Source organism: Thalassospira australica, assembly GCF_000763295.1.
In the GTDB taxonomy this organism is placed as follows: domain Bacteria; phylum Pseudomonadota; class Alphaproteobacteria; order Rhodospirillales; family Thalassospiraceae; genus Thalassospira; species Thalassospira australica.
Map to the genome: position 1 here is coordinate 85924 of NZ_JRJE01000009.1, position 26708 is coordinate 112631.

General features: G+C 53.8%; 24 protein-coding genes. 18 read left to right on the plus strand and 6 right to left on the minus strand.

Features of this window, described 5'->3' with window-relative positions:
* The first annotated feature begins 111 nt into the window (after positions 1 to 111).
* From purS to purL, 3 genes are all read left to right on the plus strand, one after another.
* Positions 112 to 351: a phosphoribosylformylglycinamidine synthase subunit PurS gene (gene purS / locus JF44_RS0107935; RefSeq protein WP_008891731.1), complete on the plus strand. Its 240-nt coding sequence runs from the start codon at positions 112 to 114 to the stop codon at positions 349 to 351.
* A gap of 80 nt (positions 352 to 431) precedes the next feature.
* Entirely contained in the window at positions 432 to 1121 is a 690-nt protein-coding gene (purQ, locus tag JF44_RS0107940) for a phosphoribosylformylglycinamidine synthase subunit PurQ (RefSeq protein ID WP_033068442.1), read from the plus strand.
* Positions 1118 to 3331 carry a phosphoribosylformylglycinamidine synthase subunit PurL gene (gene purL, locus JF44_RS0107945; RefSeq protein WP_033068443.1) on the plus strand — a complete coding sequence of 738 codons (2214 nt, stop codon included), beginning with the start codon at positions 1118 to 1120 and terminating at the stop codon, positions 3329 to 3331. The genes purQ and purL overlap by 4 nt, the downstream gene beginning before the upstream one ends.
* Before the next feature lie 74 nt (positions 3332 to 3405).
* Here purL and JF44_RS0107950 read toward each other — a convergent pair whose 3' ends face one another.
* Positions 3406 to 4590 carry an Mrp/NBP35 family ATP-binding protein gene (locus tag JF44_RS0107950; RefSeq protein WP_033068444.1) on the minus strand — a complete coding sequence of 395 codons (1185 nt, stop codon included), beginning with the start codon at positions 4588 to 4590 and terminating at the stop codon, positions 3406 to 3408.
* A gap of 332 nt (positions 4591 to 4922) precedes the next feature.
* On the opposite strand from JF44_RS0107950, the gene hflK reads away from it, so the two are divergent.
* The 4 genes from hflK to JF44_RS0107970 all read left to right on the plus strand — a co-directional run bounded on the left by hflK (position 4923) and on the right by JF44_RS0107970 (position 8977).
* Positions 4923 to 6053 (plus strand): FtsH protease activity modulator HflK, encoded by a 1131-nt coding sequence (gene hflK / locus JF44_RS0107955; RefSeq protein WP_033068445.1) that lies wholly within the window; start codon positions 4923 to 4925, stop codon positions 6051 to 6053.
* Positions 6053 to 6925, plus strand: a complete 873-nt coding sequence (gene hflC / locus JF44_RS0107960; RefSeq protein ID WP_033068446.1) for a protease modulator HflC — start codon at positions 6053 to 6055, stop codon at positions 6923 to 6925. Before hflK ends, hflC begins: the two co-directional genes overlap by 1 nt.
* A 111-nt stretch (positions 6926 to 7036) precedes the next feature.
* Positions 7037 to 7234 (plus strand): DUF2065 domain-containing protein, encoded by a 198-nt coding sequence (locus JF44_RS0107965; RefSeq protein WP_238318399.1) that lies wholly within the window; start codon positions 7037 to 7039, stop codon positions 7232 to 7234.
* Between the two features lie 249 nt (positions 7235 to 7483).
* The gene (locus JF44_RS0107970) at positions 7484 to 8977 is read left to right on the plus strand and encodes a DegQ family serine endoprotease (protein ID WP_033068447.1); all 1494 of its coding nucleotides are present in this window, start codon (positions 7484 to 7486) and stop codon (positions 8975 to 8977) included.
* A gap of 213 nt (positions 8978 to 9190) precedes the next feature.
* Here JF44_RS0107970 and JF44_RS0107975 read toward each other — a convergent pair whose 3' ends face one another.
* Entirely contained in the window at positions 9191 to 10141 is a 951-nt protein-coding gene (locus JF44_RS0107975) for an aminotransferase class IV (RefSeq protein WP_033068448.1), read from the minus strand.
* A gap of 136 nt (positions 10142 to 10277) precedes the next feature.
* Here JF44_RS0107975 and JF44_RS0107980 point away from each other — a divergent pair, with 136 nt between their 5' ends.
* The gene (locus JF44_RS0107980) at positions 10278 to 10733 is read left to right on the plus strand and encodes an Lrp/AsnC family transcriptional regulator (RefSeq protein ID WP_033068449.1); all 456 of its coding nucleotides are present in this window, start codon (positions 10278 to 10280) and stop codon (positions 10731 to 10733) included.
* 164 nt (positions 10734 to 10897) lie between these two features.
* Here JF44_RS0107980 and serB read toward each other — a convergent pair whose 3' ends face one another.
* Positions 10898 to 11788: a phosphoserine phosphatase SerB gene (gene serB / locus JF44_RS0107985; RefSeq protein ID WP_033068450.1), complete on the minus strand. Its 891-nt coding sequence runs from the start codon at positions 11786 to 11788 to the stop codon at positions 10898 to 10900.
* A gap of 159 nt (positions 11789 to 11947) precedes the next feature.
* Between serB and JF44_RS0107990 the strand changes: the two genes are divergently transcribed.
* The 6 genes from JF44_RS0107990 to ilvC all read left to right on the plus strand — a co-directional run bounded on the left by JF44_RS0107990 (position 11948) and on the right by ilvC (position 17286).
* A complete protein-coding gene (locus tag JF44_RS0107990) occupies positions 11948 to 12202 on the plus strand; it encodes a type II toxin-antitoxin system Phd/YefM family antitoxin (protein WP_033068451.1) in 255 nt (84 codons plus the stop codon).
* Positions 12203 to 12211: 9 nt separating this feature from the next.
* Entirely contained in the window at positions 12212 to 12652 is a 441-nt protein-coding gene (locus JF44_RS0107995) for a type II toxin-antitoxin system VapC family toxin (RefSeq protein ID WP_033068452.1), read from the plus strand.
* Position 12653: 1 nt separating this feature from the next.
* Positions 12654 to 13619, plus strand: coding sequence for a tRNA (adenosine(37)-N6)-dimethylallyltransferase MiaA (gene miaA / locus JF44_RS0108000; protein ID WP_033068453.1), 966 nt, complete (start codon positions 12654 to 12656; stop codon positions 13617 to 13619).
* A 152-nt stretch (positions 13620 to 13771) separates the two neighbouring features.
* Complete coding sequence (locus JF44_RS0108005; RefSeq protein WP_033068454.1) at positions 13772 to 15535, plus strand: acetolactate synthase 3 large subunit; 1764 nt, start codon at positions 13772 to 13774, stop codon at positions 15533 to 15535.
* A gap of 104 nt (positions 15536 to 15639) precedes the next feature.
* Positions 15640 to 16149, plus strand: a complete 510-nt coding sequence (gene ilvN, locus JF44_RS0108010; protein ID WP_033068455.1) for an acetolactate synthase small subunit — start codon at positions 15640 to 15642, stop codon at positions 16147 to 16149.
* Positions 16150 to 16266: 117 nt separating this feature from the next.
* Positions 16267 to 17286: a ketol-acid reductoisomerase gene (gene ilvC / locus JF44_RS0108015; protein ID WP_033068456.1), complete on the plus strand. Its 1020-nt coding sequence runs from the start codon at positions 16267 to 16269 to the stop codon at positions 17284 to 17286.
* A gap of 78 nt (positions 17287 to 17364) precedes the next feature.
* Here the strand turns inward: ilvC and JF44_RS0108020 are convergent, their stop codons facing one another.
* Positions 17365 to 18588 (minus strand): MFS transporter, encoded by a 1224-nt coding sequence (locus JF44_RS0108020; RefSeq protein ID WP_202901490.1) that lies wholly within the window; start codon positions 18586 to 18588, stop codon positions 17365 to 17367.
* Positions 18589 to 18788: 200 nt separating this feature from the next.
* Between JF44_RS0108020 and JF44_RS0108025 the strand changes: the two genes are divergently transcribed.
* On the plus strand, positions 18789 to 19697 hold the full coding sequence (locus tag JF44_RS0108025) for a pseudouridine-5'-phosphate glycosidase (protein ID WP_033068457.1): 909 nt from the start codon (positions 18789 to 18791) through the stop codon (positions 19695 to 19697).
* 67 nt (positions 19698 to 19764) lie between these two features.
* Here the strand turns inward: JF44_RS0108025 and JF44_RS0108030 are convergent, their stop codons facing one another.
* On the minus strand, positions 19765 to 20409 hold the full coding sequence (locus JF44_RS0108030) for a pyridoxamine 5'-phosphate oxidase family protein (RefSeq protein WP_033068458.1): 645 nt from the start codon (positions 20407 to 20409) through the stop codon (positions 19765 to 19767).
* A 120-nt stretch (positions 20410 to 20529) separates the two neighbouring features.
* Here JF44_RS0108030 and pdxR point away from each other — a divergent pair, with 120 nt between their 5' ends.
* Together pdxR and JF44_RS0108040 are read left to right on the plus strand one after the other, a co-directional pair.
* On the plus strand, positions 20530 to 22050 hold the full coding sequence (gene pdxR / locus JF44_RS0108035) for a MocR-like pyridoxine biosynthesis transcription factor PdxR (protein ID WP_033068598.1): 1521 nt from the start codon (positions 20530 to 20532) through the stop codon (positions 22048 to 22050).
* A gap of 135 nt (positions 22051 to 22185) precedes the next feature.
* Positions 22186 to 23658, plus strand: a complete 1473-nt coding sequence (locus JF44_RS0108040) for a cryptochrome/photolyase family protein (protein ID WP_033068459.1) — start codon at positions 22186 to 22188, stop codon at positions 23656 to 23658.
* Positions 23659 to 23697: 39 nt separating this feature from the next.
* Here JF44_RS0108040 and JF44_RS0108045 read toward each other — a convergent pair whose 3' ends face one another.
* Positions 23698 to 25245 (minus strand): CYTH and CHAD domain-containing protein, encoded by a 1548-nt coding sequence (locus tag JF44_RS0108045; protein WP_033068460.1) that lies wholly within the window; start codon positions 25243 to 25245, stop codon positions 23698 to 23700.
* A 417-nt stretch (positions 25246 to 25662) separates the two neighbouring features.
* Here JF44_RS0108045 and JF44_RS0108050 point away from each other — a divergent pair, with 417 nt between their 5' ends.
* Complete coding sequence (locus tag JF44_RS0108050) at positions 25663 to 26679, plus strand: hypothetical protein (RefSeq protein WP_033068461.1); 1017 nt, start codon at positions 25663 to 25665, stop codon at positions 26677 to 26679.
* The last annotated feature ends 29 nt before the right edge of the window (positions 26680 to 26708 follow it).

The following is a 26708-nucleotide window of genomic DNA, read 5'->3' on the forward strand; positions in this document are numbered from 1 at the left end:
TCGCGCGGCCTTTTCTTATAGCTGGTCGATGGGAAATTTCATCGGACAGCGTTTTGTTTGCAAACAGAACCCCGCGCGAGACCCGCGCATGCGAACTTAAAGGAGCTTCTCGTGAAAGCACGTGTTCATGTCACCCTGAAGAACGGTGTTCTTGACCCACAGGGCAAAGCCGTTCACCACGCCCTTCAGGGCCTGGGTTTTGATGGCGTCAATGACGTCCGTCAGGGCAAATTCATCGAACTCGAACTTGATGGCACCGATGCCGCCAAGGCCGAAGCCGAAGTCAAGGAAATGTGCGAGAAGCTTCTCGCCAATACCGTGATCGAAGACTACAGCATCGAGCTGGCCTAATCGCCCGGACGGCCCATGCCAAGGCAGGGCTTTTGTCTATCGGGATCAAGTAACGGACATTAATCGAGAGACGGTATTTCATGAAATCCGCTGTCATCCTCTTTCCCGGGATCAACCGGGAGAATGACGCCATCGCAGCCCTCAAACAGGCCACCGGCACCGAACCGACTGTGGTCTGGCATGGCGAAACCGAGTTGCCAAAGACCGACATCATTATGGTCCCGGGCGGCTTTTCCTATGGCGACTATCTGCGTTGTGGCGCCATGGCTGCCAAATCGCCGATCATGCGCGCCGTTGCTGAACGCGCCAAGGCGGGTGTGACCATCCTTGGTGTGTGCAATGGTTTCCAGATCCTGACAGAAGCAGGCCTGCTGCCCGGTGCGCTGATGCGCAATGCCAGCCTGAAATTCATCTGCAAGAACACACACCTGAAAATCGAAAACACCGACACCCGCTTTACCAACCAGTACAAGGCAGGTGACGTTGTCGATTATCCGGTTGCCCATCACGATGGCAACTATTTCGCGGACAGCGATACGCTTGACCGCCTTGAAGGCGAAGGTCGCGTTGTTCTGCGCTATTGCGATGCGGATGGCACCATCGATCCGGCGACCAATCTGAATGGTTCACAACGCAACATTGCCGGCATCATCAACGAGGCGGGCAATGTTCTTGGCATGATGCCCCATCCGGAAAATGCGATTGATCCGCTGCATGGTGGCACCGATGGCCGCAATCTGTTCAAAAGCTTGGTGGAGGCAGCATCGTGAGCGCCAACGATTTCAACAGCACCCCGATCACGCCGGAACTGGTCAAGGAACATGGGCTTAATGAGGAAGAGTACAAGCTTGTTCTCGAAATCATGGGCCGTGAACCCAACATCAACGAGCTTGGCATTTTTTCGGTCATGTGGTCTGAGCATTGCTCCTACAAGTCCTCGAAGAAATGGCTCAAAACGCTTCCGACCAAGGCAGACTGGGTCATTCAGGGTCCGGGCGAAAACGCCGGTGTCATTGACATCGGCGATGGTCTGGCCGCCGTCTTCAAGATGGAAAGCCACAACCACCCGTCCTTTATCGAACCCTATCAGGGGGCCGCAACCGGTGTTGGCGGCATCATGCGTGATGTCTTCACCATGGGCGCACGTCCTGTTGCCAACCTTAATGCGCTTCGCTTTGGCGAGCCGGACCACCCGAAAACCCGCCATCTGCTGAGCGGTGTTGTCGAAGGCATCGGCGGCTATGGCAACTGCATGGGCGTTCCGACCATCGGCGGTGAAACCGATTTCCACGCGTCCTACAATGGTAACATCCTTGTCAATGCGATGACCGTGGGTCTGGCAAATGCCGACAACATCTTCTATTCGGCGGCGGCTGGTATCGGGAATCCGGTTGTTTATGTCGGGTCGAAAACCGGCCGTGACGGTATCCATGGTGCCACCATGGCATCGGCCGAGTTTGATGATGACAGCGATGAAAAGCGTCCTACCGTTCAGGTCGGTGATCCGTTCACCGAAAAGCTTCTGCTCGAAGCCTGCCTTGAACTGATGGCGACCGACATGATCGTTGCCATTCAGGATATGGGCGCAGCTGGCCTGACGTCCTCGTCATTTGAAATGGCATCCAAAGGCGGCGTTGGTGTTGAACTTTGGCTTGATAAAGTCCCGATGCGCGAAGAAGGCATGACGCCCTATGAGCTGATGCTTTCAGAGTCGCAGGAACGCATGCTGATGGTTCTGAAACCCGGTTGCGAAGATGCCGCCAAGGCGATCTTTGACAAATGGGAACTCGACTTTGCCGTCATCGGCACCCTGACCGACACCAAGCGCATGGTTCTGAAATGGCATGGTGAAACTGCGGGTGATCTGCCGATTGATCCGCTGGCCGAAGCATCGCCCGAATATGACCGCCCATGGGAACCGACCCCGAAACAGGATCGCATTGATCCGGCAAGCCTTTCGGGCAAAGCAAGCCATATTGATGCGCTCAAAACCCTGATCGCGTCGCCTGATCTGGCATCGCGTCGCTGGATCTGGGAACAGTATGACCATCTGGTGATGGGCAATACCATTGTCCGTCCGGGGGGGGATGCCGGTGTTGTGCGTGTCGAAGGCACGAACAAGGGCCTTGCAGCCACCGCTGATTGTACCCCGCGCTATGTCATGGCCGATCCGGTTGAAGGCGGCAAACAGGCCGTTGCCGAAGCCTATCGTAACCTGGTTGCAACCGGTGCCAAGCCGCTTGCCATCACCGACAATATGAACTTTGGCAACCCGGAACGCCCGCGCATCATGGGTCAGTTCGTTGGTGCCTGTCAGGGCATTGGCGAAGCCTGCATCGCGCTGGAATTCCCGGTCGTGTCGGGTAACGTGTCACTTTACAACGAAACCAATGGCGTCGGCATCATGCCAACCCCGGCAATTGGTGGCGTTGGGTTGATTTCCGATCTTTCTCATCATGCGACCATCGGGCTTAAGCGCGATGACAGCGCCTTGATCATGATCGGTGCAGCTACCGGTGAACTGGGCCAGTCACTTTACCTCAAGACCCTTGAAGGTCGCGAAGAAGGTGCCCCGCCACCGGTTGACCTGAATGCCGAAAAACGTGCCGGCACGCTGATACTTGAGCTGATCGAGCTTGGTCTGGTAAGGACCTGCCACGACATTGCCGATGGTGGCCTTTTGGTGACGGTTGCCGAGATGTGCCTTGCGGGCAATATCGGCGCAGACGTGTTCCTGCCGGAAAAAGGCAGCGAAATCGCATGGCTGTTTGGCGAAGATCAGGGCCGCTACGTGATCGCAACCCGCGACCCGGACAAGGTTCTCAATGCCGCAAGCAGCGCGAATGTTGCCGCCGTCATCATCGGCCAAGCCGGTGGCGATGCGCTCAGCATTGATGGCGATGCCAAAGTGACCCTTTCCGAGCTGCGCGAGCTGAGTGAAGGCTGGATGCCGTCCTATATGGCCGAAGCACTTCAGTAAGCAGTCGACAAAACCAACAGAAAACCCCGCCAGAGCAAACTGGCGGGGTTTTGTTTTTCCAATCAGCACATCAATTACTTAAAATTGATCTTCGGGAACAAGCCCTTCTTCTTGGGCGCTTCGGCCGGGCCGACACGTTCGTCAACAGCAGCAGCGATCTTTTCGGCAATTGCGCCATAGGCTTTGCTGTGTTCGCCGTCCGGGTCAGTATTGACGATTGGTTTGCCTTCATCGGCACCCAGACGAATTTTCAGATCCAGCGGGATTTCGCCAAGGAACGCCACGCCAAGCTCATCAGCGGCCTTACGCGCGCCACCGTGATCAAAGACGTGATCGACATGTCCGCATTCCGGGCACTTGTAATAGGACATGTTTTCGATCAGGCCAAAGACTGGTACATTGACCTTGCGGAACATGTTCAGACCCTTTTTGGCATCAAGTAGGGCAATGTCCTGCGGGGTGGAAACGATCACCGCCCCCGTGACCGGCACGCGTTGGGCCATGGAAAGCTGAATGTCACCTGTGCCCGGTGGCATATCCACCACCAGCACATCGATATCCCCCCAATCGGTATCGCGCAAAAGCTGTTCAAGCGCGCCCATTGCCATCGGCCCACGCCAGATAACGGGCTGTTCTTCATCGACCATGAAGCCAATCGACATGATGCGCATGCCAAAGGCTGATGGCGGGATCATTTTACCCTGATTTTCAGATGACGGGGTCGGCTTCGCCCCGCGAAGCCCCATCATGCGCGGCAGACTCGGGCCATAAATATCAGCATCAAGCAAACCAACCTTAAGCCCCTGGGCCACCAGCGAAAGCGCAAGGTTGACCGACGTGGTCGATTTACCGACCCCGCCCTTGCCGGATGCGACCGTGACGATGCTGCGTACAGTTGGAAGCTCAAGCGGCTTTTGCCCAGCCCCTTGCGGGCGTTGCCCCGGCTGAGCGGGTTGGCGTGGCGGGGTTTGTGGTGCCGATTGCTGACTCGGACCTTTGGCACCTTTTGCGCGTTCTGCCGTCAGCGCGACGCGGGCCGTTGTGACCCCGTTCACAGATGCCACAGCCTTTTCAGCAGCCTGGCGCAAATCTTCGAGTGCCGGTCCGCGCTCCGGATCGACTGCGATCATGACATTGACGGTTTCATCATGAATATCAATACCTTGCACCATGCCCTTGGTTGTGATTGATTGGCCGTCTACCGGGTCGATTACAGCATCAAGTGCGGCAGTAATCTGTTCACGGTTGAGCGAAGTCATATTGCGGTCTCCAATTTTTGGCTTAAGTCCGTGATCACACAGAACTTGCAGGCGCGTATCATTGTTTTGCAAGGCAAGCTGTCATATAAGGCCTAAGGGCATGCTCCGTCCAACAAGATTTAATCTGTTTGCTTTGACCTGCAATCTGTCGCTGCCACACTTAGCGTATCAATGACCAGATGTGTTATTGGTGTGGAAAGTCTGATTGGTTCAACACAATCAGGTTATATCAACACACTGGATCTCGTTGGACGGAGCATGCATGGGGGTAAAATCCCCAAGCTCGGCAAACTAAAGATAAACACCGAACGGCAAGAAGAGGAAGAAACTCGATGCCATGGAATAATCAAGGGGGCGGCGGCCCCTGGGGCGGCGGCGGAAACAACGGCGGCGGTCAGAACCCGTGGGGACAACGTCCTTCGGGTGGTGGCGGTGGCGGCGGAAACACGCCCCCGGATTTTGATGAAATGATTCGTAAAGGCCAGGAACGCCTGAAACGGCTGTTCCCCGGTGGAGGCGGATACAAGGGCTTTGTCCTGATCGGTATCGCCGTTCTCGGGTTGTGGCTTTTGACCGGCTTCTATCGTGTCCAGCCGGGCGAACAGGGTGTAACACTTCTGTTTGGCAAATGGGTTGGTACGACGGGCCCGGGTCTGAACTACTTCCTTCCCGCACCGATTGGCGAAGTGATCAAGCCGAACGTGGAACGGACTAACCAGATCGAGGTTGGCTACCGCGGGGCTGGCACGGTGACCTCCAACGGGTCGCGTGATGTGCCGGAAGAAAGCCTGATGCTGACCGGTGACCAGAACATCATTGATATCGACTTTGTTGTTCAGTGGCGTATCAGCGATGCAGGTTCCTACCTGTTCAACGTGCGTGACCCTGAAAACACCATCAAGCTGGCATCGGAAAGTGCGATCCGCGAGGTTATCGGTAAAACCGACCTTGAAGAAGCACTGACGGTTGGCCGTGTCCGGGTTGAAGAACAGACCCGTACCCTGCTGCAGACCATCATGGACGGATATGAGTCCGGTATTTTCATCGCAGAGGTGAAAATGCAGAAAGTGGACCCGCCGCGTGACGTTATTGATGCATTCAACGACGTTCAGCGTGCCCGTCAGGACCGTGATCGTTCCCAGAACGAGGCATTGGCCTATCGTAACGACATTATCCCGCGTGCAAAGGGTGAAGCAGAACGTCAGGTTCTTCAGGCCCGTGCGTACAAGGATCGTGTCACCAAGGAAGCAGAGGGTGAAGCAGAACGCTTCAACTCGATCTACGACTCCTTCCTCACGGCTCAGGATGTGACGACCCGTCGTCTTTATCTTGAAACCATGCAGGAAATCCTGAGCAAGTCTGACAAGATCATCATGGAACAGGGTGCTAAGGGGAGTGGCGTTGTTCCGTATCTTCCGCTTCCGGAAGTTCAGAAACGTGCGAATGCAGGAGGCAACAACTAATGGCAAGTCCTAAAATTATTGCCGCTGGCGTCGTCCTTGTTATCGCCGCTGTCGTTGGTTCCATGTGTGTCTTTACGGTCCGTCAGGACCAGCAGGCACTAGTTCTTCAGTTCGGTAATCCGGTGCATGCCGTTTCCGAACCGGGTCTGCATTTCAAACTGCCGATTCAGAACGTGGAATATTACGAGCGTCGTATTCTCGAACTTGATCCGCCGGTTCAGCAGGTTCTTCTGTCTGACCAGAAGCGTGTCAATGTTGACAGCTTTGCACGTTGGAAAATCATCGATCCGTTGATCTTCCGTCAGCGTGCAACCAACTCTGCCAACTTCGTGCAGCTGTTTGGTCAGCGTCTGAACTCGGTCATCCGTGGCGAGTTGGCACAGGCCCCGCTTGTGACCCTGCTTTCGGACAACCGTGCCCAGATCATGGAAAAAATCCAGACAACGCTGGAGAAACCGGCAGAGGAATTCGGTGTCGAGTTGATTGATGTTCGTATCGGTCGTACCGACCTTCCGCAGGAAACTTCGCAGGCGGTGTATAATCGTATGCGTTCTTCACGTATTGCCGAAGCCGCACAGCTTCGCGCAGAGGGTGAAGAGCTCAAGGCGAAAATCCAGGCAGAAGCAGATCGCGAACGGATCGGCATCATCGCCGAAGCCAACCGTCAGGCAGAAGTTCTGCGTGGTGAAGGTGACGGACAGCGAAACGTTATCTTGGGTAAAGCGTATGGCAAGGACGCGGAATTCTTCGAATTCTATCGTTCTCTCGAAGCCTACAAGATTGCGCTTGATAACGGCTCAACCATGGTGCTTTCACCAGATAGCGAGTTTTTCCAGTACTTTAATAAGTCTGGTCCAGCGACAAGCCGCTAGACAAAACATAAGGGCGACCGTCATATTAGGGCGGTCGCCCTTTTTGTATCTTTAATGATGTCCTGTCAGCGTGCTGCGTAAGACAGGCTTTTAAAACCGCCGGAACCGTCCATGCTCATAAAGGAACTCGCAACAGCCATACTTCTGGCCATCGCGTTGGAAGGCATGCTTTACACGCTGTTCCCCGGCGGCCTTAAACGGGTGATGGAGATGGTGCAGGAAATTCCTGAATCGCAATTGCGTGCAGGCGGATTGATTGCCGCTGTCATTGCAATTGGCGGAATCTGGGCGGTACGGGTCTGGCTTTAAAGCATGTTGCATTTAATCTGCATCATGCTTTAGGACCGGGAAACAGCAGCACTTTGGGCCATTGGCCATGGCATGACGCCAAGAAACCCTTCTTTTTCCCAAGGCTTGCCCAAATTCTGCCAAAGTCCGGCTTAACTTGGTTACTTAAGCGACGGGTAAAATACTTAAATCCCATCGCGCGCTGCTTAGGGTCAGAACCTATACAAAATTACAAATACCGTGAACGCGGCAACGAACAGGATCAAACACATGCTACAAGCATTATACAACCCGGTGCGGACGTCATTTAGCGCAGCACTGGTGATTGTTCTCCTTGGCGTGACCAGTGTTTCGCATACCGCGAATGCCCGCCCCGCTCCTGACAGTTTCGCAGATCTCGCAGAACGACTTCTGCCCAGTGTTGTCAATATCTCTACCAGTCAAATGGTTGCTGAACGTCAGGGACCTGACTTCCAGTTTCCTCCCGGTTCCCCGTTTGAAGATCTTTTCCGTGATTTCATGGACCGCAACGGTCAGGGCGGCCAAGGCGGACAGGCCCCGCAACGACGCCGTGCAACGGCGCTTGGTTCAGGGTTCATCATCTCGGCCGATGGGTACATCGTTACCAACAATCACGTGATCGACGGTGCCGATGAAATTACCGTGCGCCTGCATGATGGCGACACGCTTGACGCCGAGCTGATCGGTCGTGACCCGAAAACCGATGTTGCCCTGCTTAAGGTCGAGCCGGAAGAAGACCTTCCATTCGTTAAATGGGGTGATTCGGACAGTGCGCGCATTGGCGACTGGGCCATGGCGATCGGCAACCCGTTCGGTCTTGGTGGCACAGTAACAGCCGGTATTGTTTCTGCGCGTAATCGCGACATCAATCAGGGTCCGTATGATGATTTCATTCAGACCGATGCATCGATCAACCGGGGTAATTCGGGTGGTCCGCTGTTTAACCTTGAAGGCGACGTGATCGGCATTAACAGTGCAATCTATTCCCCGTCTGGCGGGTCGGTTGGCATCGGCTTTGCCATTCCATCGGGCATCGCGCAAAGCGTGGTCGACCAGCTTAAGGAATATGGCCGGACCCGTCGTGGCTGGCTTGGCGTTCACATCCAGACAGTCACCGAAGACATTGCAGACTCGGTCGGACTTGATGATGCAACGGGTGCCATGGTTGCCGGTGTATCCGACGAAAGCCCGGCCAAGGAAGCAGGCATCAAGCAGGGTGACGTCATCCTGACCTTTGATGGCAAGGAAGTTGAAAGCATGCGCCGCCTGCCGCGCATCGTTGCAGAAACCAAAATCGGCAAGGATGTCGATGTTGTGATCTGGCGTGATGGCGAAAAGCAAACCGTTCAGGTCGAGCTTGGCGAACTTGAAGAAGAAGTCGTCGCCGCAAGTGCCCCTGCATCCGACGAGGAGCCCGCACCCGAAGTCGCCGAAGCCAGCATTCCCGAACTTGGCATCAAGGTTGCCAATGTCGATGACAGCCTGCGTCAGCGATACAACCTTGCCGAGGGAAGCGAAGGTGTCATCGTGACCGAGGTTTCCGGTGAAAGCTATGCTGCAGAAAAAGGTGTTCGTCCCGGCGACATCATCATTGAGGCATCGCACAGCTCTGTCGAGAATGTCGAAGATGTCACCAATGCGGTTAAAGCAGCCCTTGATGACGACAAACGCACCATCCTGATGTTGATCGAAACATCTGCTGGCCCGCGTTACTTTGGCCTGACCCTGGCAGACGACGAATAAGCCGTCGGGTTTAACACAATAAAAAAGGGCGATCTGCGAAAGCAGGTCGCCCTTTTCCGAATGCGTTGAACCGCTAGGACGGGTCCTTTTGGACCATTGCCTTGAACAAAAGAATGCCCTCGCAAAAACTGCGGGGGCATTTTCTTTGTTCATATCCGACTGGCGGACAGAGAGGTCATCTAACTTGCGATCTTTCTTTATCACTGCGACGCCTTACAACTCGGTCGAATCCGAGTAGCTGATAGCGTCGCGATATTTGTCGTCCTCGTGGATCTGCCAATAGAGCGCCATCATTCGCTTTGTAAGCAGGCCTACTTCTCCCGCCCCAAGGGGCTGTTCGTCGATTCTGGATACAGGCATGACGCCCCCGGCCGTTGATGTCACAAAGACCTCGTCTGCCGACTTAAGATCTTCAACCGCGATATCCTGAGCACGGCATTGGATGCCCATTTCTGCGCAGAGATCAAAGATGGTCTGACGTGTAATTCCCAACAGGACGCCCTGATCGGGTGTCGAAACAACTCCGTCCTTAACTGCAAATATATTGAATCCGGGTCCTTCAGCTACATTTCCGCTGGCATCAAGCAGCACTGCAGTGTCCGCCCCTCGTTCATAGGCCGCATAAAGGGCCTTCACCATATCGAGCCAATGGTAGTTCTTGACAGTCGGGTCGACAGAAGATGGCGGGATGCGCAGAACATCCGTCACAGCAATGTGCAATCCACGTTCCATCTGTTCCTTGTTGGCGACAGAGCCGAATGGAATGGCGAACGCAACAAAACGGTTTTCTGCATCCCTGGGATCCCGACTGAAGTCAGAAGATGTGCCCCTGGTACAGATGAATTCCACATAAGCGTTCTCGAGCCCGGACAAAGCCACGCAATTGTGCAGGACATCTGCCACTTCTGCCTTGTCGTATGGAATGGACATATGCAGTTCCGTCATCCCCCGAAAGAAGCGTTCCAGATGATCCCCCAATCTGAAAAAGGCGCCTTTCCACACATGGACAACATCATAGGTCGCATCTGAATGAAGAAACCCATAGTCCAGAACAGAAAGCTTCGCCTCCCGGATTGGCAAATATTGCCCGTCCATATAGGCAACACCGGGTGGGTAGTTACGATGATCAATATGGCGGGAGCTTAGCTTGGGCAATTTGTGCATGACCGGACTTTCGACAAGAGGGTTCGTATTGCATGCTTGAAATTACCAGTCTCTCCTGAGCATTTTGCCTTATAGTGCAGGAATTACCGAGCAGGATGATGCAACATCTAAAAGGTGGACGAACAAAGTGCCAATAATGCTGGATGACACTGACAAGAAGATTCTGGAAATGGTTCAGCGAAACAATCGTCTGACGGCAGACGAATTGGGAGATCATGTCGGAACGTCACGCTCGTCGGTTCAAAGGCGCATGAAACGATTCAGGGATGAGGGCATCATCGAAGCGGATATATCCGTCCTGTCTGCAAAGGCCGTCGGACGCCCCATGACTTTTATCGTTGAAGTCGAACTGGAACGCGAACGAACCGACCTGCTGGATGAATTTCGCCGTTCCATGCTTGCGTTGAATGACGTTCAACAATGTTACTACGTAACAGGCCACACGGACTTCATTTTGATTGTCACGTCCGCGGATATGGCCGCATATGAAGAATTCAGCCGACAGGTATTTACTGACAACCCCAACATCCGAAGGTTTCACTCAAATGTCGTGGTGAATCGCGTAAAAGCAGGCTTGCAAGTGCCGCTTTAGGTTTTCAGCTGGGCAAATTCGATGGTTCAACGGTTGCTAGTTTGGGCAGCAAGCGGACGACCACTCCGTTAAGGATCGCGACCTTATCCTTGCCGTGACCATCAACATACTCGGTAAAGGGCTTTCTTTGGCTGGCCGCCCTTTTTGGGTGACGCAATATATAATCAGGAAACGAAGTCTGCCTTCGCATAGCCCTGCAGATACAAAAGTGCTGTCAGATCACCGTGATTGATGCAAATACGGGCCTGTTCCTGCACCGAAGGTTTGGCGTGAAACGCCACCCCCGTCCCTGCAAGCGAGATCATCTGAAGATCATTGGCACCATCACCAACCGCAATCGCATCCCCAACCGTGATCCCCTGCTTGTCTGAGAGAGTTTCAAGCGCGTCGACCTTGGCCTGACGATCAAGAACAGGTTTTTGCACCTTACCAGTCAGTTTTCCGCCATCCTCAATCAAAACATTGGCCTGATCATAATCAAAGCCAAGCTCGGCCCGCACCGCCCCGGTAAAGAAATCAAACCCGCCCGATACCAGGGCCGCAAATGCACCATTGGCCTTCATCGTCGCAACCAGTTCGCGCGCGCCGCCGGTATATTCGACAGTCTTCCAAGCTTCCTTGAGCATCTCGCTCGACATGCCTTGAAGAAGCCCGACACGCTCGTCAAGGGCCGCTTCGAAATCAAGCTCGCCATTCATCGCGCGTGCGGTGATCGCCGCCACCCGTTCCTTAACTCCTGCGAACTCGGCCAGTTCGTCCAAAGTTTCGCCAGTGACGATGGTGCTGTCCATATCTGCAATCAGAAGCTTTTTGCGGCGCGTTGCGCTCTTTTGGGTGACCGCATCTACCGGAAGCTCTGCCTCTGCCAGGGTCGTATCGGCCACATCAAGCGGGATACCATCAAAACCCAGATCGCATGCTTCGCCATCGGCAAGCCAGACCACATCCCCGACCAGCGCTCCCGCCCCGGTCAGCGCAATGGCAGCTTGGTCAATCACCGCCTTGGTGAGCGCATTTGAATTCGGGGCAGCAATCAGGGTGAGAACCAATTTCATGGTCAGCGGGCTCCTTGACGGATGGGCTTAAAACATATGTGTCGCCTTTATCCGAATTGCACCGGACTGTGGCAAGTGCGTTTGTTGTTTCTGTCGATTTTGTTGATCCGCAGCACGATAAAATGTAGTATTGTTGCTACAATGTTTGTGAGGTGAGCCATGGGAATCACGACAATTTCAAGCCGCGACTTTAACCAAGATACCAGCGGTGCCAAAAAGGCATCAAAGACAGGTCCGGTTGTTATTACCGATCGCGGCAAGCCTTCGCATGTATTGTTGTCGATTGAAGATTACCAACGCTTGACGGGTTCCCTGCCCTCAATCGTTGAACTGCTTGCAATGCCCGGTACAAACGATATTGAGTTTGAACCACAACCAGCCCGGATCAGCATGAAACCGGCTGATCTGTCGTAATGTTCATTAATGTTCATTCTTGATACAAACGTTATCTCCGAACTGCGTCGGGCCGGACAAGGCAAGGCGAGTGAAAACGTTGTGCAATGGGCCAAGTCCGTTGACGCTTCCAGCCTTTATATCTCGGTCATTACAGTCCTTGAAATAGAAACCGGCATTCTGAAAATCGAACGCCACGATGCCAATCAAGCAACAATATTGCGCAACTGGTTCGAAGGCCATGTCCTCAAAGCCTTTGAAAACAGAATCCTGCCGATTGAAGAGGCGGTCGCGAGACGTTGCGCACAACTGCATGTTCCCGATCCAAAATCAGAACGAGATGCATTGATAGCAGCGACGGCCTTGGTTCATGGCATGACAGTTGTTACTAGGAACCTTGCGGATTTTGATCTAACAGGCGCCAAGCTGCTTAACCCTTGGCAATCCGACAAATCAGAGTTGTATTCTTAACATGTCCGCACCTTTCGAACACGATCACCTCCCCATCCTGATCGTCGCAGGTCCCACCGCCAGCGGCAAATCGGCATTGGCCCTTGATCTGGCGGATGCCTTTGACGGGGTGGTGATCAATGCCGATAGCATGCAGGTTTACAAGGAACTGCGCGTCCTGAGCGCCCGGCCTGATGACAGCGAAACATCGCGCGCGCCGCACCGCCTTTATGGGGTGCTGTCTGGGCGCGAGGCGTGCTCTGCCGGGAAATGGCGGGAAATGGCGATGGCCGAGATCGCCGACTGCCATGCAAACGGCAAGTTGCCGATCATTACCGGTGGAACGGGTATGTATCTTAATGCCCTGACACAGGGGATCGCCCCGATCCCTGATGTGCCCCGCCGGATTCGCGATACCGTGACGGATGAACTTGACGCACTTGGGCACGCGGTATTCTTTGAGAAACTCAAACATGATGATCCGGAAACAGCAGCGACCCTTGATGGGACAAACACCCAACGTTTGATTCGCGCCGCCGAGGTTTTCGCCCATACCGGCCGCGGATTGGCAAGCTGGCACAAGGAACCGGTGATCACCCCGCCGGAAAATATGAAATTCAAGAAGCTGTGTTACATGCCACCGCGCGACATTCTGTATGACCGTTGCAATCGGCGTTTTGATCTGATGATCGAACAAGGTGCGATTGATGAGGTGCGTGATCTTCTGACCCTTCGTCTTCCGCAAACAGCCCCTGTAAAGAAGGCCGTAGGCGTCAGAGAGCTTTCGTCCCACCTTGCCGGTGAGATCGATCTGGACACCGCCAAAGAGAAATCCCAGCGCGAAACACGGCGCTATGCCAAGCGCCAATTAACGTGGTTTCGACACCAAATGTCGGACAAGGAAATCATCGACGCGCAATATTCGGAAAGTTTGGCAGCAAAAATGCGTCATGATGTTAACCAATTTCTGTTGACCACGCCAAAGTGAGGCGATAGGTTGGCGCTTCACCCGCCGAAATGGCGGAAAACCGCCGTTTCGGCGGATTTTTCAACTCCAATTCAAGGATAATTGGATCATGTTTCAATCACGCGGTTATCACGCGACACGTTGTTGTCGTTAAGTAAAGAGGCTCGAAAATCATGGCAGAACGTATTTTAAGCGGTTCGGAAGTAGTGTTGCAGGCCCTTGCAGATCAGGGTGTGGAAGTCGTGTTCGGCTATCCCGGCGGCGCTGTCCTACCGCTATATGACGAGATATTTAAACAAAACCGGATTCGTCACGTTCTAGTGCGCCATGAACAGGCTGCCGTCCACGCTGCTGAAGGTTACGCCCGCTCGACCGGAAAGGTCGGCGTTGTGCTGGTAACCAGCGGTCCGGGTGCGACGAACGCCGTTACCGGCCTTACCGACGCGTTGATGGATTCCATTCCAGTTGTCTGCCTGACAGGTCAGGTGCCGACCCATTTGATCGGCAATGACGCCTTCCAGGAAGCTGACACCACCGGCATCACCCGCCCGTGCACCAAGCATAACTATCTGGTGAAAAACCCCGATAAGCTTGCGCGCACGATGCATGAAGCCTTCCATGTTGCGTCCAGTGGCCGTCCTGGCCCGGTTGTGATTGACCTGCCTAAGGACATCCTTGTTGGCAAGGCCCCCTATCTGGAACCGGCACAGGTTCAACACCGCACCTATAACCCGGTGGTCAAGGGTGATCGCAGCCAGATCGAAGAAGCCATGGAAATGCTGGCCTCGGCGAAAAAGCCGATCCTGTATTGCGGCGGCGGTGTCATCAATTCCGGCACGCAGGCCTGCAAGCTTCTGACCGAGTTTACCCGCATGACCGGTGCGCCGATCACGCTGACCCTGATGGGGCTTGGTGCCTATCCCGCGTCGGACAAGCAGTATCTTGGCATGGTCGGGATGCACGGCACCTATGAATCGAACATGTCGATGCATGATTGCGATGTTATGGTCGCGATTGGTGCACGTTTCGATGACCGAGTAACTGGCAACCTTGATTTCTTTGCGCCGAATTCGCAGAAAATCCAGATCGATATCGATCAGAGCTCGATCAACAAAAACGTTCCGGTCGATATCGGCATCATTGGCGATGTCGGGCATGTTCTTGAAGACATGATCAAGGTCTGGAAGGCCAAGCAGTATAAAATCGAAGCCAACGCGCTTGATAGCTGGTGGAAAGAAATTGAAGGATGGCGTGGCAAACACTGTCTGTCCTACAAACAGCCTAAAGACGTTATCAAGCCGCAGCATGTTATCCGCTCGATCCATGCGGCAACACGTGATCGCAAAACCTATATCACCACTGACGTTGGTCAGCACCAGATGTGGGCCGCCCAGCATTTCGGTTTTGAACACCCCTATGAATGGATGACGTCTGGTGGTCTTGGGACCATGGGATATGGCATGCCCGCCGCCCTTGGCGTTCAGGTTGCCCATCCTGATGCGACGGTTGTGTGCTTCACCGGTGATGCGTCGATCATGATGAACATTCAGGAATGCGCGACGATGACGCAGTATCGTCTGCCGATCAAAACCGTGATCCTGAATAACCGTTACATGGGCATGGTCCGCCAGTGGCAGCAACTTCTGCATGGGTCACGCTATTCCGAAAGCTATAGCGAAACCCTGCCCGACTTCGTCAAACTTTCCGAGGCCTTTGGCTTTACCGGGCTGACCTGTGACAATCCGGCCGATCTTGATGATGCCATCAAGAAAATGCTGGAAATTGATGGTCCGGTGATTTTGGACGTCGCTGTCGATGACAAGGAAAACTGCTATCCGATGATCCCATCGGGCAAGCCGCATAACGAAATGCTGCTTGGGCAGGAAACCAACGGCGATGAAGCCATTGATTCCGACGAAGGGATGGTTCTGGTCTGATCCGCATAGACTTCTGTGCGCAACGAACTCATCAAAACCATAATGAAAAGGCCGGTGCGGGCGGCAAGACACTGCCCCCGACCGCGCCCTAGCGGAGCGAAACCGTGAAAGAAACCGAAATTTCGAAACACACCATATCCGTTCTGGTGGATAACGAGTCTGGCGTTCTGGCCCGCGTGATCGGGTTGTTCTCCGGTCGTGGCTATAACATTGAAAGCCTGACCGTGGCCGAGGTTGACGCCGATTCCCACCAGTCGCGAATCACTGTGGTTACCTCGGGCACCCCGATGGTGATCGAACAGATCAAGGCACAGCTTTCGCGTCTTGTCCCGGTCCACAAGGTCAGTGACCTGACCCTTTCCGGCCCAAGTGTCGAGCGTGAGCTTGCGCTGATCAAAGTGATTGCAACGGGTGAACAACGTGTGGAATCGCTGCGTATTGCCGATATCTTCAAGGCACGCGCAGTCGATGCGACCAATAATTCCTTCGTTTATGAGATCATCGGCAGCCCCGAAAAGATTAATGCTTTCATCAAATTGATGGAACCACTGGGGCTTTCGGAAATTTCGCGTACCGGTGTGGCTGCAATTTCGCGCGGCACACTGACGATGTGAGTTTGCCCTGCCCGGTGATCCGCATCGGGCAAGGCATTGGGGCCTGCCCCATAATGATTATTACCATCCGCCACGCCTGAACAATCAGCGTGGTCCAACGTCCAGAGGTATCGAAAGATGCGTGTTTATTACGACCGCGATGCAGATGTTAATCTGATCAAAACCAAAAAAGTTGCCATCATTGGTTACGGTTCGCAGGGCCATGCCCATGCGCTTAACCTGCATGATTCCGGCGTCAAAGAAGTTGTTGTTGGCCTTCGTGAAGGTTCAAGCTCGCGCAAGAAAGCGGAAAATGCCGGTCTGAAAACCATGACCCCGGCTGAAGCTGCGGCCTGGGCAGACGTTGTCATGATGCTGACCCCGGACGAACATCAGGCTGCAATCTATGCCAACGAACTGCGCGACAACCTGAAACAGGGTGCTGCACTTCTGTTCGCACATGGCCTTAACGTTCACTTCGGCCTGATCGAGCCGCGCGCTGATCTTGACGTAATGATGATCGCACCGAAAGGCCCGGGCCACACGGTTCGTTCCGAGTATTCCCGTGGCGGCGGGGTTCCGTGCCTGGTTGCAATCGAACAGAACGCATCTGGCAACGCGCTTGAAGTTGCACTGTCCTATGCATCGGCAATCGGTGGCGGCCGTTCGGGCGTTATCGAAACCACTTTCCGTGAAGAGTGCGAAACCGACCTGTTCGGCGAACAGGCTGTTCTGTGTGGCGGCCTGACCCAGCTGATCAAATACGGCTTCGAAACTCTGACCGAAGCGGGCTACGCGCCGGAAATGGCGTATTTCGAGTGCCTGCACGAAGTGAAGCTGATCGTTGATCTGATGTATGAAGGCGGTATGGCCAATATGCGTTACTCAATCTCCAACACCGCAGAATACGGCGACTATGTCACCGGCCCGCGCGTTGTTGATGCATCGGTCAAAGAACGCATGAAAGAAGTTCTTGCTGACATTCAGGAAGGCAAGTTCGTGCGTGACTTCGTTCAGGAAATGCACTGTGGTCAGCCGATGTTCAAGGCAACCCGCCGTCTGAACGCTGAACACGAAATCGAAGAAGTTGGTGAAAAACTGCGCGCCATGATGCCGTGGATCGCTGCCAACCAGCTCGTCGACAAAGAAAAGAACTAAGCCAGGGCTTAGCGGCTTTTACGCAGACGGCCGTCCCAATGGGGCGGCCGTTTTGCTTTGGTCATTGTGAAGCTGGCTTTATGCCCCGTGCTTCATCTGCCTGACGGGCAAACGCAATTCGGTTGCCGCCCAGATCACAACACACAGGATCGACACACTGACCCCAAGTATGACCACGGCAGACCAACCACCAATGCCATAGGCAACAGCAGAACTGGCAGACCCGCAAGCCCCGCCAAAGAAGTAGCTGGCCATATAACCGGTGGTCAGGCGGCTTCGCCCTTCTGGGTTCAGGCGATAAACCTCGCTCTGGTTGGAAATATGCGCCCCCTGAATGCCAAGATCGATCAGTACGACACCCAAGGCAAATGCAATCAGGGACCATTGTCCCCAATAAAGTAATATCCAACTTGCAACCGTGGTCAGAAGAAACCCGCCCGTACTGAGCCTGGCCCATCCCTTGTCAGCAAGCTTTCCTGCAATACGGGCCGCCAGAATGCCAATCGCACCGATCAGGCCATACAGGCCAATGACGGCTTCTGACATGTCGTACTGGCGCACCAGCATAAACGCCATCGACGTCCAGAAAATGCCAAACACTGCGTATTGCAATCCGCCAATAAGGCTGCGCCGACGCAACACGGCCTCGTCACGAAACAGATGCAGGATCGAGACATAAAGCGTGCGATAGCTTGTATGCGAGGTCGGCGGAATGAGCGGAATAATCCGGTAACAAGCAACCGAATAAAACGCCATCAACACAGAGGCGACAATAAAGACCGACCGCCACCCGGCAAGTTCGGCCATGATGCCCGAAAACGTCCGCGCCAGCAAAATGCCCAACAACAGGCCACTCATAACCGCCCCAACGGCAGAACCACGTTTGTCATCACGGGCAAGATGGGCTGCCAATGGCACAAGAATTTGTGCTGTGACGCAAGTAATACCGACCGAAATGCTAAATGCCACCAGCATCAAAAAGGACGGTGCCAATCCCATCGCCAGCAAGCCCACCGATGTCAGGGCGGATGTGATGGTCAAAAGTTTTCGCCGTTCATGATGATCACCAAGCGGCACAACGGCGATCAAGCCGGTCAGGTAGCCAAGCTGCGCAACGGTCACCAGAAAACCGGCACTGGTTTCACTTAGGCCATATTCACGCGCAAGCAGTTCCAAAAGCGGCTGAACATAATAAAGGCTTGCGACAGACAGGCCGCTTCCGACCGACATAAAGGCCAAAAGTCCGCGCGTCAGGGTGGGCTTGGATTGCATGTAGGATGCACTTTCATCGTGGGCGACCATCACAAGATACCCAGCAAATCAGATGCTTACAATGAAGTCGCTGGCACAAGTGCCTTGCGATCAAAGCAATGATGATGGGCCGACACGCAAGGCAGCTATTCCCAAAGCTTGATGATTGTGGGGTCTTTGGGCTGGATTTACCGGGACGATCTGTTTAATTCTGGCCTTTAAAACTTTAAACCAGATATGAGCATATCGGAATGTCGGACTATATTGATATCGCCCCCGAAGTCGCAAAGGCCCTTGCTGCAGGCAAGCCGGTTGTCGCCCTTGAATCAACGATCATTTCCCACGGCATGCCTTATCCGCAGAACCTTGAAACGGCGCAATCCGTTGAGCAGGACGTGCGTGATAACGGTGCCATTCCTGCCACCATTGCTGTCATCGGCGGCCGTTGCAAAATCGGCCTGTCGCCCGAGGAACTTGAATATTTCGCCAAGGGTACGGACATTTTGAAGCTGTCGCGCCGTGACATTCCGTATTGCATTGCCAAGAAAAGTGACGGTGCCACCACCGTATCAGCCACCATGATTTTGGCCGAGAAAGCAGGCATTCGCGTTTTTGCCACCGGCGGGATTGGCGGGGTTCACCGCGATCTGGCAGGCAATTACGACGTTTCGGCTGACCTGACCGAACTGGGCAAGACCAGTGTGGCCGTGGTATGCGCAGGTGCCAAGGCAATCCTTGATATCCCGAAGACCCTTGAACATCTTGAAACGCTTGGCGTACCGGTCATTGCATATGGCACCGACGAATTCCCGGCTTTCTATTCCGTCGAAAGCGGTCAGAAGGCCCCGCTTCGCCTTGATACCCCGGCTGAACTTGCGGCGTTTCTGCAATCAAAATGGGAATTTGGCCTTGAAGGTGGTGCTGTGATCGGCAATCCGCCCGAAGCTGACAAGGCGCTCGCGCGTGAAGCCATAGAAAGTGCAATTGACGACGCCCTGCTTGAAGCCAAGGAAAAAGGCATTCAGGGCCGCGAAGTCACCCCGTTCCTGTTGTCACGCGTGACCCAACTGACCGATGGCAAAAGCCTGGAAGCCAACATTGCGCTGGTGCGCAACAATGCGCGCCTTGGTGCGCAGATCGCTGTTGCCATGGCACGCTGACCGCAACAATCCAGTCGCCCCCAACATTCAAAAAGCAGGCTGGCGGTTTTGCCAGCCTGTTTTGCATTCAGTCCCTTTGATGACCTTTGCCTTCATAACCCGCTGTGATACGCGCATCGTCAATGGGGGTGCCCCACTGGGTAGCACAGGGCAGGACACCAGCCCACACAGGCCAACCATAGTCTTCGTCGTCATCAACCGGATCACCATCGCGGACCTTTGCCGATACTTCGTCCAGATCGAACCCAAGGAACATGGTCGCCTTAAGCTCCTGTTTGTTGGGCTGGCGAATATGATCCCAGCGCCCCGGCTCCAGTTTTTCGGTAAACAGGCGGGAATGCTCCATCTTGTCGGCGTCGTCAGCGACCAGTTCGCCCTTGCCATAAATCACGACCGACCGATAGTTGGCCGAATGATGGAAGGCCGATCGCGCCATCACCAAACCATCAAGATGCGTAACGCAAAGGCAGGCCTCTGCTCCATCGGCGATGGCGGCCAATATCCGATTTTTTGACGCCCCATGGATATAAATCCGTTCGCCTACCCGCCAATGGGCAGTCGGGATCATCGCAGGACGCCCGTTAACGACCGTTCCAACATGGCAAATCAGAGCATCATCAATGATCCCATGCACAAGCTTGCGGTCATAAGTCGCCCGTTTCGGTCCCCGGATGACTTTTGTGTGCGGATGAACGTCGTATTGATCAGACATGGCGTGGCCTCTTATATGAATTCTGGTGGCGATATTGCCCCTGATCATGGAGCAAATTGGACTTTTCAAAAGGTCCATTATAATAAAAATGATAGAACCAATATTACCTTCAGGATCGCCATGCCGCGCAGTGATTACAGCTGGATTTATCCAAGCCAGCAAAACGACGCCGAAGATCAAAACAGGACGACCGCCTATCGCCGTCTTTATCACGGGATACGGTCTGCCATTCTTGATGGCCGCTTGCATCCGGGCGAACGCCTTCCGGCCAGTCGCGATCTGGCAAAATCGCTGGGGGTGTCACGCAACACGGTTGTGACCAGTTTCGATCTTTTGACATCAGAAGGCTATCTTGAAACACGGGTTGGGGCCGGAAGCTTTGTCGCCCGGTCTCTTCCTGATCGTGACATGCAAACCAGCACGCATCGCATCGCAACTCAACAGGCACATTCCGATCAACGCCTGTTACGATTAAGCCAAAGTGCAAAACGCATGCTGAACTATCAGCGGCGCTTTCCACGCTTTCGCGTTGCCCGTCCATTTAATCCGGCCACACCGGATTTGGATGGATTTCCGTTTGATCTTTGGGCACGCCTGTTACGTCGTTCCTGGCGGGCACCTGACCTTGATTTGACAATTCCCGATGATCCACTTGGCCTTGCGCTATTGCGTGACGAGATTGCCAAATGGCTGCGCCAGTCGCGCGGGGTGAATTGTGATGCCAATCAAGTGATGATTGTATCGGGTGCGCAGCAGGCACTTGATCTGACGGCACGTGCCCTTGTCGATCCCGGCGATATTATTGCTACCGAGGATCCCGGATATGAGGGCATTCGTGGTGTTCTGGCAGCCAGTGGCGGGGTGGTTCACCCCATCACGGTTGATGAGGACGGTTTAAATGTAGATCGTCTTTCCCAAACGCCATCTCCTGCCCGAATTGTAGTGACCACGCCATCGCGCAACTACCCATTGGGCAAAACCTTGTCGCTTGCCCGGCGTCTTGCGCTTTTGCAATGGGCAGAAGAAACCGATGCCTGGATCGTCGAAGATGATTACGACAGCGACTATCGCTATGACGGCCCACCGCTTTCATCGCTTCAGGGATTGGACACCAACAATCGGGTGATCTATGTCGGCACGTTTTCACGTGTGATGTTTCCGGGCATTCGACTTGGGTATCTTGTTCTGCCACCGGCTTTGGTTCCGGCCTTTCGCGGTATACGGGGCTTTGCTGATGGCGTCCCAGGCCCGACAGCACAAGCAGCCTTGGGCGCCTTTTTCGCCGAAGGTCATTTCGGCAGTCATATCCGCAAAATGCGAGTACAATACGCAGAACGTCGTGCCCATTTGATCGAATTGATTTCGTCGTCCGCAGATGATCTTTTGTCGGTGATGCCTTCAGATGGCGGATTGCACCTTTGTGTCCGCCTGATTGCCGGTCATGATGATGTTTTAATGCAGGAAAAACTGATCAAGGCAGGCTTGGATTGCCGTGCATTATCGTCCTACTACCATAATAAGGATGATAAAAATCGACAGAACCTGCCGCAGGGTCTTGTGCTTGGATTTGCCGGTTGGAAAAAAGATGCACTTTCTGAAAGTTTTGGTGAACTGGTCGAAGTCATTCGACGTAACACTTGATGTACCCCGAGCCAGAGAGAGCGCCTCGGCCCCCTCTATACGCTGTCACAGTCGCGACGCTCTCTCCCCTCGGCCGATTTTACACCTTCCCAGCACACCTCACCGTAAATTGCCCAAACCAAGCCAGGAATACCGATGACTGAACGCCCGATCGCAATCATGTGGTTTCGAAATGATCTGCGACTTGCGGATAATCCGGCACTTTTGGCCGCCATCAAATGGGCCGATGAACATGATGGCGTCGTGTTGCCGATCTTTATTCTTGATCCAGTTATTTCCGATCAATTGGGCGGGGCCACCAAATGGTGGCTTGAGAAAAGCCTGACAAAACTTCAGGAAAGCATCGGCAACATCAGCAAGACGAACAGCACCTTGCGCTATTTTGCCGGTGACGCCGGAACGACGATTGAAAACCTTGTCGAGGCACATGCGATCAAGGCCGTCTTCTGGAACCGGCTTTATGACAGACCATCAATCACACGTGATACCGATATCAAGACAACCCTTCAGGACCGTGGCCTGACGTGTGAAAGCCATAAGGCGAACCTTATATTCGAACCGTGGGATGTCAAAACGGGGGCTGGCACGGACTTCAAGGTTTACAGCCCGTTCTGGCGCGCCTGCCAGAAACTGCCCCCACCGCGCGCACCAAAGAAGGCTCCTCAAAGCATCACGGTCTTTGATGGCAAGCTTGATGGTGAAACGGAACTTGCGGCCTTTGATCTGCACCCCAAACCGTTTGACTGGGCCACTGGCCTTGCCGAGCGTTTCTCACCGGGCGAGCAAGGCGCAAAAGATCAGCTTTTTGGCTTTATTGATGACCGGCTTGACGATTATGCCGATATGCGTGACCGCCCAGACCATCGGGTAACGTCTGAACTTTCTGCGCATCTGCGCTTTGGCGAAATTAGTCCCTATCAGGTCTGGCACAGTGCCAGCCATTTTGCCGATGCCAACCCGGGCAAAGGCAAAACCGCATCAAAATTCATGGCAGAGCTTGGCTGGCGTGAATTTGCGCACCACGTTCTGTTCCATGCCACCGACCTGCGCGAAGTTCCGCTACAAGGGCAATTCAAACATTTCCCCTGGGCCGATGACGCCAAGGCGTTAAAACGTTGGCAAAAAGGACAAACGGGCTTTCCGATTGTTGATGCCGGTATGCGTGAGCTTTGGCATACAGGCTATATGCATAACCGGGTGCGGATGATTGTCGGCTCCATTCTGGTCAAACATCTTTTGATCCATTGGTCCGATGGCTTGGCCTGGTTTGATGATACGCTTGTCGATGCCTGCCCGGCCAATAATCCGTTTTCTTGGCAATGGATCGGCGGATGCGGTGCAGATGCCGCCCCCTATTTCCGGATCTTCAACCCGGTCCTTCAGGGGGAAAAGTTCGACCCCAAGGGCGACTATGTCCGCAAATGGGTACCGGAACTGCGCGACATGCCTGAACAATATATCCACAAACCCTGGGATGCCTCCGCGCTTATCCTAAAGGCTGCTGGCGTGACTTTGGGCGCAACCTACCCCGAACCACTGATTGGCCTTAAGGAAGGCCGTGAACGCGCTCTTGCGGCCTATCAGGACATGAAAAAGGCGGTCGGGTAATCCCGACACGCTATTTAACCTGATGCACTATAAAGTATACTATTTCCAGAATGGCTTTTGGTCGGTGAACCCCTGCATCGCCTGTTGCAATCCTTCAAGCTTGTGGTCCGCACGCGCACCAAACCAGCCAGATATCAAACCAACGGCAATCATCCCATCTTTTGAAAGCTGAGGCGCCAACGCTATCAGGCGTTTTTCAGCCACTGCTGCATCCTGCAATTGCCCGAGAATTTCCTGCATTCCGACCAGTTTTGTTCGGAATTTTTTGACTTTCTTGGCGCCATAGATTGCACCGAAGAACTCCGTACCATAACGCATCTGTTTGACATCAAGGCGCAGCGCATGAAGCTGCGGAATGGTCAAATCGGCGATTTGAGCGCGACGCTTGGTCACACGATTGTAGGCCTGATCCAAAAGCGGTTCGGCCATTTCCGATACAGGGGCTGCCATGGCCTTCATCTGTTCGGCACTGGCACCCGATGCCCAGCGCGAATAACTGGCCCATGCTCCAAGAAGCAAAAGCAATTGCCCGTATTCCGGCTGATCAAGCATGTCATGGGCGGCGGCAAGGGCGGCGGCACGCTGTTTTTCTGCTGCCTTGCGCAGTTGGGGGATACCCCCATGTTCCGGGAACCGCGCCTCAATCATCGGCAGTGTCTCCCCAAGGAACACATCCCAATCACGAAGATCATCAAGCCCCTTGCTACATTTCTTTAACAAGCGACGCAGCAAAACAGCTTCGCCCGCAGGCAGGTTTTTCTTAAACAGGTTCAATGCAACACGAAGGCGGCGCATCCCCACCCGCATCTGATGGCATCCTTCGACGTCAATATCCTGACGAACGCAAACTTCGTTGCTCAGGATCATGCGCAGGCCTTGCGCCAGAACAAGTCGAAACGCCGTTTCAGCCGACATATCCGGGGTTAACGCCACCGGGGCTGCCCGATAGGCGCCCGGCCCCCTGCCAAGATAAAGATCACGCCCGCGTGACGCCTTGGAGCGCATGCTAAGCAAAAGCGGGACCGTGCGTTGCAGTTCAAGCGCCAGGTCAAACAGGGCTGCTGGATGGCCTTTTTTCAGTTCGAACTCGACCTCGGAAATGGGGGCTTCTTTGTCACCTGCGCGCACCACACCTTGATCGATGGCAAGTTCCATGACCGCATCGCGGTAGGTTAGATCCACTGCACCGCGCTTGAGGTCACTTTCAAAGATGCGTTCGATTTTCTTCTTTTTTACAAACTTCTTCAGAAGTTTTTTGACGTCCTTGTCGGTAAAGCGATCAAGATCAAGCGCACCCTCTTCAAGCTCAACCGTCCATTCATTGCGTTCCGGCAGGGCTTCGCGCAGGCCGTTGGTGGCCTTGACGGTTTGCTCCCACCCACGTCCGCCCTTTTTACGCAGCCGCACGGCAAGACCCTTGTCTGCCAATGAAAGTTTGGGCGTATCATGATAGATGGAAACAAGATGTGTCGTCAGCAGGCGGCGACCTTCCTTGACCTCGCGCAGAACCGGCGCGTTTTTAAGGCGCGCAACATGTTTCGGATCGATCCGCAATTTAAGTTCGATCTCGATCTGCTTCTCGGTCATCTGGTTTCCCCCAAGCGAGTTTTCATCACAGCGCGGCGCACGCTGTTGCCACCAAGTAATAACCAGTTTTATGTTTCAGCGGGTTGAAACACGCAGCGGAATTGATGGTAGCGGAGTGTAAAATTTTTGCAACAAAAGGCAGAATTCCGCCCGAAATCAAGCATTAAAAAAGCGATCAACAGTTTGCTCAGAAACCTGTTTTCATTCGAAAATGGATTGCTAGCGCAACGTTCCGTTCGGGCGCGAATGAACATCAACTCGATAATTTGCACAATTTCTGGCGATACAAGGGGAAAGCTGTCGAATACTTCGAATCCGATACCGATGGGGATCAGCTAACCGCCTCTACCTTCGAACAGGTTTCATTGTCTTCACAAAGAGTTATCGTGCCGTTGGGACATAAATAGTGAGGGCAAAATGAATTCCAAAAAGAAGATTCAATGTTTGGCAATTATCGCCGTGTCAGCAGTACTGGTCGGGTGTCAAACCACACGCGAAAACAATTTCTCGGAATGGCAGGAAAAACCGCTGGGGAAATCGCGGTTCAATGTTCCGACGATATCAAGCGTTCCGGTAACGAAGCTTGAACAGAACGAACGTAACAATGGTCAGGTCCAGAATGACCGTTGGGAACTGGCATGTGGTCAGGGAGTCGTCACAACCGCATATACATTTGATGGCTGGTTCAAAACCCAATCTGAAGTTCACCTTGCCGACGAACAGGAATTCAGATCTGCATTCGACAGCGCCGAAATTACCATTCAGCAGACATACCCGATCACCTCAAATGCCAACGGCAAGGCCGTTGGCTACTACGCTGATGCCCTGCTTAATGGCAGAACAGAGTGTTCATTTGCCCGGTTCGGCGTACGAGCCACAAAAGGACGGAAAATCTATGACAATGACCAAGGCACCATTGATACGGTTGTAACAGCCTATTATTGCGGACAGTCCGACTTCAACATGGCACGTTTCACCCAGCAGATTGCCGTTATTGACGACCGACAGGCTTATGCGGCACGGGTAAAAGGGATCACCCCAACCAATTGCGGGTCAGAAGGAAACCATCAGGGCGCATCGCCACGAACTGCGGAAACGGATTGGGTGGCCAACACCAAATTGGGAGCTTATAGCGGAACCGTGGCAATGGTATGGGGCAACAGCTTCAAAGACAGCGATCTTGATGCCGACATTTCCATAAAGGATTATGGCGGAACATTGAAATTCACCGGCCCCGAAAGTGATCAGTGCAGCGTACAGTTTCGCGTTACAAAGTATGCCACGCCCGAAGCCGGAACATGGTTTGCCAATTGCAACAAAGGGGATTTCGCATCGGGAGATTTCCGTGTCGACAGCACCCGCCACCTGATTGCAAAAGGCGAGAATGACGACAAGAGCCTGGTTGAGTTTTCATTGTTGTTGCCAAGGCCATAACAAGAACCTGCAACCTAAAGCATCAATGA

Coding starts and splice junctions, on each gene's coding strand:
- purQ (WP_033068442.1), top strand. CDS start 432: ATGAAATCCGCTGTCATCCTCTTTCCCGGGATCAACCGGGAGAATGAC.
- JF44_RS0107950 (WP_033068444.1), bottom strand. CDS start 4,590: ATGACTTCGCTCAACCGTGAACAGATTACTGCCGCACTTGATGCTGTA.
- hflK (WP_033068445.1), top strand. CDS start 4,923: ATGCCATGGAATAATCAAGGGGGCGGCGGCCCCTGGGGCGGCGGCGGA.
- hflC (WP_033068446.1), top strand. CDS start 6,053: ATGGCAAGTCCTAAAATTATTGCCGCTGGCGTCGTCCTTGTTATCGCC.
- JF44_RS0107965 (WP_238318399.1), top strand. CDS start 7,037: ATGCTCATAAAGGAACTCGCAACAGCCATACTTCTGGCCATCGCGTTG.
- JF44_RS0107970 (WP_033068447.1), top strand. CDS start 7,484: ATGCTACAAGCATTATACAACCCGGTGCGGACGTCATTTAGCGCAGCA.
- JF44_RS0107975 (WP_033068448.1), bottom strand. CDS start 10,141: ATGCACAAATTGCCCAAGCTAAGCTCCCGCCATATTGATCATCGTAAC.
- JF44_RS0107980 (WP_033068449.1), top strand. CDS start 10,278: ATGCTGGATGACACTGACAAGAAGATTCTGGAAATGGTTCAGCGAAAC.
- serB (WP_033068450.1), bottom strand. CDS start 11,788: ATGAAATTGGTTCTCACCCTGATTGCTGCCCCGAATTCAAATGCGCTC.
- JF44_RS0107990 (WP_033068451.1), top strand. CDS start 11,948: ATGGGAATCACGACAATTTCAAGCCGCGACTTTAACCAAGATACCAGC.
- JF44_RS0107995 (WP_033068452.1), top strand. CDS start 12,212: ATGTTCATTCTTGATACAAACGTTATCTCCGAACTGCGTCGGGCCGGA.
- miaA (WP_033068453.1), top strand. CDS start 12,654: ATGTCCGCACCTTTCGAACACGATCACCTCCCCATCCTGATCGTCGCA.
- JF44_RS0108005 (WP_033068454.1), top strand. CDS start 13,772: ATGGCAGAACGTATTTTAAGCGGTTCGGAAGTAGTGTTGCAGGCCCTT.
- ilvC (WP_033068456.1), top strand. CDS start 16,267: ATGCGTGTTTATTACGACCGCGATGCAGATGTTAATCTGATCAAAACC.
- JF44_RS0108020 (WP_202901490.1), bottom strand. CDS start 18,588: ATGGTCGCCCACGATGAAAGTGCATCCTACATGCAATCCAAGCCCACC.
- JF44_RS0108025 (WP_033068457.1), top strand. CDS start 18,789: ATGTCGGACTATATTGATATCGCCCCCGAAGTCGCAAAGGCCCTTGCT.
- JF44_RS0108030 (WP_033068458.1), bottom strand. CDS start 20,409: ATGTCTGATCAATACGACGTTCATCCGCACACAAAAGTCATCCGGGGA.
- pdxR (WP_033068598.1), top strand. CDS start 20,530: ATGCCGCGCAGTGATTACAGCTGGATTTATCCAAGCCAGCAAAACGAC.
- JF44_RS0108040 (WP_033068459.1), top strand. CDS start 22,186: ATGACTGAACGCCCGATCGCAATCATGTGGTTTCGAAATGATCTGCGA.
- JF44_RS0108045 (WP_033068460.1), bottom strand. CDS start 25,245: ATGACCGAGAAGCAGATCGAGATCGAACTTAAATTGCGGATCGATCCG.
- JF44_RS0108050 (WP_033068461.1), top strand. CDS start 25,663: ATGAATTCCAAAAAGAAGATTCAATGTTTGGCAATTATCGCCGTGTCA.